This is a genomic window from Paenibacillus massiliensis 2301065 = DSM 16942, from assembly GCF_000377505.1.
GTDB classification, from domain to species: domain Bacteria; phylum Bacillota; class Bacilli; order Paenibacillales; family Paenibacillaceae; genus Paenibacillus; species Paenibacillus massiliensis.
In genome coordinates this window covers 15,737-27,472 of sequence record NZ_KB898202.1, presented here as the reverse complement: position 1 = coordinate 27,472, position 11,736 = coordinate 15,737, and the positions used below count along the sequence as shown (strand labels likewise).

At 48.8% G+C, this 11,736-nt stretch carries 11 protein-coding genes; 2 read left to right on the top strand and 9 right to left on the bottom strand.

Features of this window, described 5'->3' with window-relative positions; all coding sequences use genetic code 11:
* Positions 1 to 230: 230 nt before the first annotated feature.
* The 6 genes from D328_RS0124810 to D328_RS0124790 all read right to left on the bottom strand — a co-directional run bounded on the left by D328_RS0124810 (position 231) and on the right by D328_RS0124790 (position 6,980).
* Positions 231 to 743, bottom strand: coding sequence for an adenine phosphoribosyltransferase (locus D328_RS0124810; protein WP_018887748.1), 513 nt, complete (start codon positions 741 to 743; stop codon positions 231 to 233).
* Positions 744 to 880: 137 nt separating this feature from the next.
* Positions 881 to 3,292, bottom strand: coding sequence for a single-stranded-DNA-specific exonuclease RecJ (gene recJ, locus D328_RS0124805; protein WP_018887747.1), 2,412 nt, complete (start codon positions 3,290 to 3,292; stop codon positions 881 to 883).
* Between the two features lie 34 nt (positions 3,293 to 3,326).
* Positions 3,327 to 4,274 (bottom strand): cation diffusion facilitator family transporter, encoded by a 948-nt coding sequence (locus tag D328_RS0124800; protein WP_018887746.1) that lies wholly within the window; start codon positions 4,272 to 4,274, stop codon positions 3,327 to 3,329.
* 221 nt (positions 4,275 to 4,495) lie between these two features.
* Complete coding sequence (gene secF / locus D328_RS29765) at positions 4,496 to 5,395, bottom strand: protein translocase subunit SecF (protein ID WP_018887745.1); 900 nt, start codon at positions 5,393 to 5,395, stop codon at positions 4,496 to 4,498.
* Positions 5,385 to 6,635 carry a protein translocase subunit SecD gene (secD, locus tag D328_RS29760; protein ID WP_018887744.1) on the bottom strand — a complete coding sequence of 417 codons (1,251 nt, stop codon included), beginning with the start codon at positions 6,633 to 6,635 and terminating at the stop codon, positions 5,385 to 5,387. The genes secF and secD overlap by 11 nt, the downstream gene beginning before the upstream one ends.
* 90 nt (positions 6,636 to 6,725) lie before the next feature.
* Positions 6,726 to 6,980 carry a post-transcriptional regulator gene (locus D328_RS0124790; protein ID WP_018887743.1) on the bottom strand — a complete coding sequence of 85 codons (255 nt, stop codon included), beginning with the start codon at positions 6,978 to 6,980 and terminating at the stop codon, positions 6,726 to 6,728.
* A 287-nt stretch (positions 6,981 to 7,267) separates the two neighbouring features.
* Here D328_RS0124790 and spoVB point away from each other — a divergent pair, with 287 nt between their 5' ends.
* Positions 7,268 to 8,827, top strand: a complete 1,560-nt coding sequence (spoVB, locus tag D328_RS0124780) for a stage V sporulation protein B (protein ID WP_018887741.1) — start codon at positions 7,268 to 7,270, stop codon at positions 8,825 to 8,827.
* On the opposite strand, the gene D328_RS0124775 is transcribed toward spoVB, so the two are convergent.
* A complete protein-coding gene (locus D328_RS0124775) occupies positions 8,816 to 9,580 on the bottom strand; it encodes a DUF421 domain-containing protein (RefSeq protein ID WP_018887740.1) in 765 nt (254 codons plus the stop codon). The genes spoVB and D328_RS0124775 overlap by 12 nt on opposite strands.
* Positions 9,581 to 9,708: 128 nt before the next feature.
* Between D328_RS0124775 and D328_RS0124770 the strand changes: the two genes are divergently transcribed.
* Positions 9,709 to 10,107, top strand: a complete 399-nt coding sequence (locus D328_RS0124770) for a TIGR04086 family membrane protein (RefSeq protein WP_018887739.1) — start codon at positions 9,709 to 9,711, stop codon at positions 10,105 to 10,107.
* A gap of 85 nt (positions 10,108 to 10,192) precedes the next feature.
* Here D328_RS0124770 and yajC read toward each other — a convergent pair whose 3' ends face one another.
* Together yajC and tgt are read right to left on the bottom strand one after the other, a co-directional pair.
* Entirely contained in the window at positions 10,193 to 10,519 is a 327-nt protein-coding gene (yajC, locus tag D328_RS0124765; RefSeq protein ID WP_018887738.1) for a preprotein translocase subunit YajC, read from the bottom strand.
* Positions 10,520 to 10,582: 63 nt separating this feature from the next.
* Positions 10,583 to 11,722, bottom strand: coding sequence for a tRNA guanosine(34) transglycosylase Tgt (gene tgt / locus D328_RS0124760; protein ID WP_018887737.1), 1,140 nt, complete (start codon positions 11,720 to 11,722; stop codon positions 10,583 to 10,585).
* Positions 11,723 to 11,736: the final 14 nt, after the last annotated feature.

Here is an 11,736-nt window from a genome sequence, read left to right as displayed (position 1 = left end):
GTAACCGCAAGAAGACGTCTCAAGCCTGTGTATACTTCCATATCCTATCTTCAGTGCCGTACAACGAAATACGGATTTTACCAGCTGACCCCTCCCCTTATTTCCCGGGAAAAGTCGCTGATGCGCCTCACGTACTCACAGCCTCACTTACCTGTCGCCTTCACGGAGCATGCTTCTCCTAAGCTAAAAAGGAGTAACAGGCTGCTCCCAGAACAAAAAATGCTGGTGACTTAGTAAGTCATCAAGGTGAACACTTCTACATCAGGAAGCTTGGCACGTCCATTCAGTTCAAGCAGTTCAATGAAAAAAGCAGCTCCTACAACATTACCACCCAGCTGTTGAACAAGATTGATTGAGGTCGCGATCGTGCCACCAGTAGCGAGCAGGTCATCTGCAATCAGCACATTTTGCCCCTTCTCAATGGCATCGCTATGCATCGCGAGCTTATCCTTGCCATACTCCAAAGCATAATCCGCTTCAATCGTCTGACCTGGCAGCTTGCCACTCTTACGAATCGGCACAAATCCCACACCTAAAGCATATGCAAGTGGTGCTCCCACTACAAAGCCGCGTGCCTCTGGTCCAGCAATCACATCAATCTTCAGTTCCTCAACCATCTTTTTCATATCATTGATGGCTTGACGGTAGATGCCTCCGTCTCTCATCAAGGTCGTAATGTCTTTGAAGCTGATCCCCGGCTGAGGGAAATCGGGAATTACCCGAATGAACTGTTTGTAATCCAATATAGGTCCTCCTACCTGATCATGATCTCATGATTCTAATCTTAAGCAGCTAAGTTGGCACAACCTCTGCCAATTCATCCGCTTTTACATTGTACCGCGAACGTGTTCAAAATCAAGCTTCAAACTGTAAAATCGTTCTAAGAAGCTCCTTTGAGCACAGCTTTCATCCAATTCGTGAGCTGTCCCGTCTCTGCATCCAGCAGCATTTGCTCCATTTCAGCCCCCTGGTGCAGCTCCTGATATCTGCTGGATGTCGTCAAATCTTGCTTAGGGGGATTCGCAACAATACTGAGCTGACCATCCGCTCTCATCACAAAGCCTAGCTCTTGGAATACATCAAGCATCCCCGTCAGCATTCTTACAGAGCAGGATGTCTGTCTACTGAGTGCAGGCAGAATCTTCTGCTCCTCCAAGGGGCCAGGCCCCAAAGACCTTAGCTGGACATAGATGCGCTTGAACTGCTCTCTACTCGGAATCTGCAAACGACCTTGGAAGGAGTGCGTGGCATGCAGCACGAAGATATTGTCCACATTGGAGAAGACAGTACGCAATCTCCGCATTTGCTCTGCACTTTCCGGAGGATCGAGCAGAAATAGCGAGCGTACCTCCGAAGGGGCTATAGCGGTTAGCTTGCGCTCCCCGTCCTCATAGGGCCGTACTCCATCCTGCTGGTCATATATCCATATACTATCCTTGTTCAATGCATCGGGCTGGTACACCGAGGAATTGCTGCGCATCGCAATAGCATAGGATCTGCGGTTCTCCTGCCCAGGGTGAACATTGCGCACACAACGTTCAAAGACGGCCAAGGGGTTCGATTGACCACGGAAATCAAAAATTTGAAACCCATGCGCTCTTAAATCCTTCAGCATCAGTTGAACTGTTCTTCTACCATTCCATTCATTGATGGAAAGCTCGCCTAATACATCCACTGACTGGCCAGGCTCCAAATAGTCAGCCAGTTCGCCCCGACCAAAAGCGACCGCATCCAGTGTGCGACCGTCCTGCTCCAGAATGAGCTTCAAATGATTCTTTTCCTTCCCCATCTTCCGTGCCTCCCGCAACTTCATCTGCGGTAATACGAATGTAGGAGCAGGATTGTCCATGCCGAAGGGCTGTAATTGCTCCAATTGCTCCACAGCCTCCAGATTCAGCTCTGCAAGCTGGCAATTCCCATCTGCTGCAACAGACTGAACCAGCTGTTCAGCCTGTAGCTCTTGACCGGCGTATACATTCAACTGCTCATCGAACTTCTGCAGTTGCTCACGGTGAAGGCTCATTCCTGCGGCAGAGTGATGTCCACCGAAATGGTCCATCCATTCCCGACAGGTCGTTAATGCAGTGTAGATGTCGAATTCGGGAATGGAGCGGGCAGAACCCTTGCACATTCCCGTCTCCGAATCAATGCCTAATACAATCGTTGGCCTGTAATAGCGATCCAGAATACGGGACGCTACGATGCCGATTACTCCCGGATTCCAGCCTTCTCCTGCCAGCACGATGACAGAGGGAAGCTCCTTGTCCTGTATCTTCTCTTCCAGCATAGCAACAGCTTCATCATAGATCCTATTGACCAGCTGCTGCCGTTCCTTATTCAGCAGATCCAGTTCATAAGCGATCCGATCTGCCTCGTCAGGGCTATCTGCCGTCATCAGAGCTACAGCCTTGCCGGCGTGCTCCATTCTGCCTGCCGCATTAATGCGTGGTGCCAATGAGAATGCAATATTGGTGGAGGTCACTTGGTCCGGCTGCACACCGGCGACCCCGAGTAATGCCTTGATGCCTATAAGCGTATCCACACGCATAGAAGCAACTCCTCTTCGCACAATCGAGCGGTTCTCATCGTGAAGGGGCATGAGATCAGCTACTGTGCCGACCGCAGCAATTTGCAGCCATTCCTCAGGGACTTCCTCTCCCAGAAGTCCCTGTGCGAGCTTAAGAGCCACTCCGACACCCGCCAATCCCTTGAAGGGATATGTACAGGTTGGAATTTTGGGATTCACCAGCGTATAGGCATCGGGCAGCACCTCTGGTGGCTCATGATGGTCTGTTACGATGACATCTATTCCCAAGGTACGAGCATAAGCAATCTGGTCAACCGCGCTAATCCCCGTATCTACCGTAATAACTAGCGTAACTCCCTGCTGCTGAGCCCAATCCAGGACATGATTATGCAGACCATAGCCTTCATTGGTGCGATGTGGGATGTAGAAATCAAAGGATGCCTCAAGCTTGCGCATCAATTGAATCATCAAGGAAGTACTGGACACCCCGTCCGCATCGTAATCCCCATAGACCAAGATATGCTCTCCCTGCTCCAACGCTTGCCGAATACGCGACACGGCTTCTTGCAAGCCTGACAGCAGGAAAGGATCATGCTGGATGTTCTCAGCTTCGTATAAGAACCTGTGGGCTACCGAAGAGGTATGAATCCCTCTATTCAAGAGCAGGCCCGCCAAGAGGGGAGATATCCCGCAGTCCTTAGCTAACAGGCCCGCCTCATCCGTGTTCGTATTGGGTAATTTCCATTGATATTGAGCGTGCAGCACTTTCCGTTCACCTTACCTTCCTTCCCCTAGAACGCTACTGGATAATGGATGGGGTATGACTCTCCGGCAGCTCATAATTAGACTTGTATGGATAGCTTGAATGATATGGGGTGAAATGAATGGTCACATCTGTCACCTGAGTGAAGCGACTTAACAGCAGTAATTTAGCACGATCCGCAATCTCCTGTGCATCCTGAACCGTAATACGTGGCCCGACGCTAATCATGACATGGATGCTGACCGTCTTAGCTTGGGCCGTCGCTTTAAGGCTCTCAACTGTTACAATTCCGTGAACCCGCTGGATGGTCTCCATGTATTGCTGCAGCTCATGAGCGCCAAGCTCACGTAATCTCGGCCCATATACGGATTGTACAATTAATCCATAGCCCTTGCGCAGCACAAAACAGGAGATTAGCAGCCCCGCTGCTGCGTCCATATACAGAAGCCAGCCGAAATTCAGGGCATTCCCAGCCATTGCACCAATCATCCCAAGCAGAGCCGTCAAGGAGCAATACAGAGAGAAACGATGCTCTCCGACATTCTTTTGAGCCTGCTGCTTATCTATTTTTTTAATATGACGGTATTCGTACTGAAAAAGGCTCTCCTTCAGCACCAAAGCTGCAAAGGCGACCACAAGCACGTATAGTCGAGGTGCTGTCGGCTCAGATCCGGCCATCGACATCACTGAACTGACAGCCAACTGCAATGCACTCATAATGAGTAGAATGGCAAAAACAACTGACACCGCTGGCCCTCTTGCTTCTTGTGATTGAGATCTGACTCCCATACCTTGCTTCTCGCGGAAAGAAAAACGCTGCGACAAAGCGGACGCTGCATCGGATGCTGCATACAGCGCATCTCCCAATAAAGCCTTGCTATTGGAAAAATAGCCTACAATCCCCTTCAGAAGAGCCAGCGCCAAATTTCCGATCATGGACGACCAGTACACTCTCTCAGCTGACAGACTCCGTTTGCTGTTCACTACAAATCTCCTCTCATTTCCATCCAGACCGTAGCTTACCCCGGATTGATTCCAAGCTCCGGGCACTACTTACTTTGCTCTACAAGAAGAAATGGGTGCCGCCATAAGATGGTATGCACCCTTGTCCTACTACTTTGTAAGATCATGAAGCCGCGCCAAAGCTGGACGCGGCTCCACAGAAACATCAATATTACGTGCTAATCAAGTTGCTCCGAAACGATCTACGCCTTGCTAGCCGTAGAAGCTGGCTTTTGTCTGACTTTCAGAGCCAGCCAGAGCGGTGCAGCGATGAATATCGAAGAATACGCACCAAAGAGCAAACCAATAGTCATTGCCAGCGAGAACATGCGAATCGATGCTCCACCGAAGATTAACAGACACACAGCCGCAACAAATACGGTAAATACAGTTGCGAGTGTACGTGTCATCGTCTGGGCAATACTGTTATTTACAATCTCCTTCAAAGAATCTGGAGATTTCTTCTTCGCGAAGCGCGCATTCTCACGAATCCGGTCAAATACCACGATTGTATCGTTAATTGAGAAGCCGATGATCGTCAGTACCGCAGTGATAAAGATAAGCCCAATCTCCAATTGGAAGATGGAGAATACGGCAATGACGAGAATAGCATCATGTAGTAGCGATACAATGGCCGCAATGGCAAAGCGCCATTCGAAACGGATAGATACATAGATAGCGATTGCCACACAAGCGATCAGAACAGCGAGCATCGCATTGCGCTCAAGCTCTTTAGCCATTTCGGCATCGACCGTATTGACTTCAAAGGCTGCACTTGGATCCAGTTTTTCATGGAATGCTGTCTGGATCTTATTCACCTGTTGATCTGTCAAGTTGTTGGCAAATCGGATACTAACCCGCTCATTACCGGGGCGGAAATCAATCTCTTCATCGACTCCCTGCTCGGCTAGTAACGATTGAATCTCAGCCTGACTGACCTGCTTGGTCATATTGATATCCATATTGGTACCAGAGCGGAAATCTACTCCGTAGTTCAGACCAAAAATGGAACCAAACAAAATCCCTGCCAGGGTAATGACAATAGAAGCTATAATAAAAATTTTGCTGTGCTTAATATAATCCCATTTCCAATCAAAGCGCACGAATGTCACTCTCCTTCACTCCGAAGTATTTCGGCTTCTTGATGGCATCTGCCTTAATCAGGAGATTCAGCAAGAAACGGGAGAAGTAGATATTCGTCAGGATACTCACAACAATATCCACGATCAATACGAGAGCGAAGCCTCTAACTGAGCCTGTACCCAGGAAGAACATGACCCCAGCTGCGATCATGGTCGTAATGTTAGCATCCATTACGGTCCGGAAGGAATGCTTACCACCAGCAATCATCGAAGAACGAACGGATTTGCCTGTGAGCATCTCTTCTTTGATACGTTCATAGGTGATAATATTCGCATCGACCGCCATCCCGATCCCCAGCACGAAGGCTGCGATACCCGGAAGAGTCAATACAAAATCCCCTAAATAGAAAATAGCTAGTACGAGCCATGTGTGCACAATGAGACAGAAGCTGGCAATTAAGCCTGGCACACGATACATAGCAACCATGAAGATCAGAATAATGACAGAACCGATCAGACCTGCACGAATCGTCTGCTCCAATGAGATCTGACCAAGTGTTGCACCCACACTCTGCGAGTATTTCTCGGTCAATTTCAACGGGAGCGCGCCCAGATTGATGGTATCAGCCAGTTGGTTCGCTTCGTCACGCGTATAATTACCGCTAATCGAGGCGCTACCATCCGTCAATGCTTGTCGTACTTCGGGAGCAGACAGCAACTCCTCATCCAGATAGATAGCCAATGGTTTTCCGATCAAACGCTGTGTAATTTCAGCAAACTTTTCTTTATCCTTTACCTTGATGCTAATCTCTGGTTGGTTAATGTTGTTGCTGTACACGGTAGCTGCATTCTCGACGAAATCATTCCCGCGCAGCTCAATCTTGCTGTACGTGCCAGGTGCATCTCCCTCTGCCGCACTGCGGAAAGTCAGATCTGCCGGTTTCTTGAGCAGCTCACGTACTTCAGATTCATTCGTGACCCCTGCGAGTCTTACCCGAATCCGATTCGTACCTTCTGTTGTAATCTCAGGTTCAGTCGTTCCCAGCGCATTAATTCTGCGTTCCAGACTTTGTGCTGTCTGAATCAGAGATTGACGGGTAACAGTTTGTCCAGCTTCCAGAGGCTCCGCTTCATATAAAATTTCAAAGCCTCCCTTAAGATCGAGGCCTAATTTTAGACTGTTCAGCAAGCCTGGGCTCGTCCCAATCATAACCCCAGTAGTAATGAGTACGACCAAGATGAAACTTAAAACTCTCTTCATGTCGTCCCTTGTTCCCCCTTCATTCTCAATATTCCTATTATAGCTACCCTGTAAAACACAGTCAATTTACACACAAAAAAGACCCGCTTTCTATTCGAAAGAGGATCCACGGAGCGCGGACATGGTCAAAAAGTTCATGAATTTGGTGGCCTTGAGGGAAAGGATATCATTCACTAGCTTATGCAAAGGGGGAACTCCTTCTTTCTCGTACCCGCTACTGATACAATCCCATACATCCTGGCTTGTAACGTACTCGTATCCTACCAATCGAAGCTCTTCAGCCTTGCTCTGACACAGCATCTCAATCGCTTCTTCCCAATCCTGCTCATTCAATTCCTCCGTCATTACTACGCGCCTCCTCCCTTGTGCATACGACCGTCTGCGAGCTTCACTATCGAAGCTGCACGAAGCACATACGTGTTACCTGCACGTACCTGTCCAAGCAAACAATAGCTTGATTCCAGCTCCACGTCAATAGCATATGTTACCTCCACTCAAACAAAGGGCAGGCCGAAACCATTTATTCTGCTGGTCAAGCAGTCATGAAATCGGACAGGTATCGCATATCCATGTTAATAACCGCTCGTTACAGTACCGGAGCAGTTCAAAATGGACGGAAGAGGGAGTTGCGGTTGAAAAAGCAAACATTTATCCAAGGCGCCATCATTCTCTTGGCTGCGGGCATTATCAACCGACTGCTCGGTTTTATTCCCCGCATTGCTCTGCCCCGCATTATCGGAGCAGAGGGAGTGGGGCTGTATCAGCAAGGATATCCATTTTTTATCGTGCTGGTTACGCTCATTACAGGTGGAATTCCACTAGCTGTCGCCAAGCTGGTAGCTGAAGCAGAGAGCGCTGGTATGCCGGACAGATCCAAGCGAATTCTGAATATCAGCCTGCGCTTCACTCTGGCCTTTGGCTTACTGATGTTAGTGTTATGCCTTGTTTTCGCCTCATGGATAACGACACATATTTTAACGGACAATCGAGTGTACTACACATTTGTAAGTATGAGCCCCATGCTGGTCATTATCGCTGTATCTTCCGTATATCGCGGATATTTTCAAGGAAAGCAAAATATGATCCCTTCGGCCGCCTCATCTGTTGCCGAAAGTCTGATTCGCATTTTTTGCGTCATCTGGTTCTCATATTTGCTGCTTCCCAAAGGACTAGCCTTCGGCGCGGCAGGTGCGATGCTTGGGACGATGGTCGGGGAATTGGCAGGGATGTTTGTGCTGTTATGGCAATATAGCAGACATCACGATCAACCACAGGCGGATACGCCTGCTATCGTCAAGGGAGTATCCCAGCCCCCCATTTTTCGGCCGCTGATGAAGCTTTCCATTCCAGTAACAGCAAGCAGACTTGTAGGCTCCTTCTCTTATTTGCTGGAATCCATCGTGCTGATGCGATGTCTTGCATTTGCGGGGATCGCGACTGTCGTGGCTACTTCCCAATACGGGGCTCTACAAGGGATGATTATTCCAATTCTGCTGTTGCCTGGCGCACTTACTACGTCGCTGGCAGTATCGCTCGTCCCCTCCTTGTCTGAGGCTGCAGCACAGGGGAACATCTCTACGATTCACAAAAGGCTTCATCAGGCCATTCGATTGTCACTAGTCGCCGGTGCACCATTTGCTGTCATCATGTATGTTCTGGCAGAGCCACTGTGTATGCTGCTTTACAAGCAGACCGACATTGCGGCTATGCTCAAGGTCATGGCTCCATTTGCCCTTTTTATCTACATTCAATCTCCCTTACAGGCAGCACTGCAAGCGCTCGATCGACCGGGTCAGGCCCTCATTAATACTGCCGTAGGTGCTGCCATCAAGATCGCGCTGATCGTACTGCTCGCCTCCAATCCAGACTACGGAATCTATGGTGCGGTCATGGCCATCTGCATCAACAGCGCGGCTGTCACCATCATGCACGCTCATAGTGTACGCAGACTATTGCAATTCCGAATTCAGCTTAAGGATATCGGCAAGACTGCGGTAGGTATGGTCATTATGGCGGCGGGTCTGACGCTTTCGTATCAACGACTCCCCTTCGAGGAGGTGATCTGGCTTCAATTCGTGAGCTCTTCCGCACTGGGGATGCTACTATATCTCCTGATCATGACCTTGTGCCGTATGATACGCTGGAAGAACCTGCATCGTTTTCCTCTACTGCGACGATGGCTAGGTCCCTGAGCTAATGAACAGCTTTCCGTTATGGTCCATGGAGCAAAGGAACACTTCCTTGAAATCCTTATATCCTTGCTGCTTCAGCTGATCCTTCAGCCAGAATCTCGTCTTGCCTAGACGCTCTAGATTTTCATCCTGGACCTTACCATCCATAATGAGCGGAATGGGCAAGCCCTCATATCTGAATTGATGTACGGTCTCACTACGCTGCTTGATATCCATCTTCTCAGCTAGTCGCTGCTTGGAAAGTGCTTTGGAACGTCGTGGGCTCTGGACAGCGCCTTGATTTCTGCCAGCATTGCTCTCTTCCTTAGGTATGACGGTTAACTTGCCGGATGTCTCAAGGATTGCGAATTCGACCTTGGCCAGATCATCAATCTGCTGCTCTCTTAGCTGAAGCATCAGATCATCCAGATTGTAGCGCTGGCTAGCCATCTCTTCTCGATTCAGCTTGCCATTCTGTACAAGAACATTGGGCTTCCCCTCAAACCATATACGAAGCTTACGGCTCTTCAGAGTGATGTAGGCCATGCCGATCTGCAGGACCACTAACACTACCAAAGGAATAATTCCGTCATACAATGGCCGCTTGAGATCTTCCAGCACCAGCACGGCAATCTCAGCCATCATGAACGAGATAATCAGATCGAAGATGGACAGCTTGCCAATCTCTCTTTTACCCATCATCCGCATTAATGCATACATCACTACATACATCAGCAAGGTGCGAAAAATATGGTTCAATATGTGATCAAGCATCATGACCCTCCTCATTCCTGTATTCACATGAATTTGACAGGCGTAATGCTATTCTCACCCTGCCTATAGTAGGTCATTCGGAGGACAGAAGCTTAATTAATGGAAAACATGAAATAGGAGGAATTGTTATGGAAACCATCCGCCGCTGGTCATCAGCACGCATGTCTCACCCCCTACTTACAGGTGTTCTTCATGCCTTCATTTGGATGCTGATTGGTTCTCTGATCTTATCGACCCTACTATGGCTGACTCATTTGAAGGAGCAGGATTTGTCATTATACACTTATCTCGTGCATGGGATATCCTTATTTGCCGGTGGATTCATGTCAGGTAAGCGATCTGGTCAGAAGGGATGGTACCAGGGTGGATTAACAGCGCTGCTGTATGGGGTCATTGTACTGCTAGTGGGCTTTTTGGCACTGGATGCCGCTGTGGGCTTGCAGGACATGCTGCATATGGCTGTTGCCTTCTGCATTGGGGCGGTTGGAGGCATGATTGGTGTGAACATGAGCCATTCTCAATCCTGAGTAATATCACTATAGCGAAAACGCAAACAGCGATGCTCCTGAAGACAGGTCATCGCTGTTTATGTATATCTATGGATGCTAAGTATTATTTGGATACCTCAGCAGCCTTCTCCCCAGTTGTAACCTTACCGCTGATCGCACTACGATCGAATGTCAGCTTGGTGACATCGTTTACACGCAGAATGACAATATCATCGGTGATGTCTACAATGGTACCGTGCAGGCCTCCAATCGTAACCACCTTATCACCTTTATCCAAGGCATTCAGCATTGAAGTACGCTGCTTCTGTTTCTTCTGCTGTGGGCGAATCAACAGGAAGTAGAAAATAGCAAACATCAGGACGAATGGCAAAATAAGACCCAAAAGCCCGCCTTGCCCTTGACCGGCTGTGGCCGTAGCAAATTGCATCATGTATAGTTTCCCCCCTTTCATGAACTATATTACAACTTAAAGATTGCATTCACTTCTTGTCATCTAGAAACCCCTGGAATTCTCATGCAGACCATATTGCGCAAAGAACTCATCTCTGAAGTCCAACAGTCGGTCATCCATGATGGCCTGTCTTACATCTCTCATAAGATTGAGCAAGAAATGTAGGTTATGGTAGGTCGTAAGCCGCAATCCGAATGTCTCGTCAGCTTTGATCAGATGTCGTAAATAGGCACGCGAATAGTTGCGGCACGTATAGCAGTCGCAAGTCGGGTCCACTGGACCAAAATCACGGGCAAACTGCGCATTCCGAATAACAAGTCTTCCCTGACTCGTCATCAAGGTCCCGTTACGTGCAATGCGTGTTGGCAATACGCAATCGAACATATCCACTCCACGGATGGCACCTTCAATCAATGCATCGGGAGAGCCTACACCCATTAAGTATCTCGGCTTACCGAAAGGCAGGAGCGGAACCGTATAGTCCAGCACCTCATACATCAAATGCTTGGGCTCGCCTACGCTCAGTCCACCAATAGCATACCCCGGGAAATCCATGGAAGTCAAATCAGCTGCACTCTGCTTACGTAAATCCTCATGCATACCACCCTGAACGATGGCGAACAGCCCTTGATCATGTGGACGAGCATGGCTTTCCAGACAACGCTCGGCCCAGCGGCTGGTGCGTTCCAGAGACTTTTTCACATATTCATATTCGGCAGGATAAGGCGGACATTCGTCAAAAGCCATCATGATGTCGGAGCCTAGCGAATTTTGTATCTCCATGGCCACCTCAGGCGATAAAAACTTCTTATCCCCATTAAGATGAGAACGAAAATGTACCCCTTCCTCCGTAATCTTGCGCATTTCACTAAGAGAGAAGACTTGAAACCCTCCACTGTCGGTCAGGATGGGTCGATCCCAGTTCATGAATTTGTGCAGGCCACCCGCCTCACGAACAATATCATGGCCGGGACGCAGGAACAAATGATAGGTGTTGCTCAGAATGATCTGCGCATCCATCTGCTTTAGCTCTTCCGGACTCATCGTCTTGACAGTAGCTTGTGTTCCCACAGGCATAAATGTCGGCGTCTCAATGACTCCATGAGGCGTATGCACCCGACCAAGACGGGCTCCTGATTGCTTACAGGTCTTAATGTGTTCATAGGTTATTGCTGCTGACATGCGTAACATTCCTC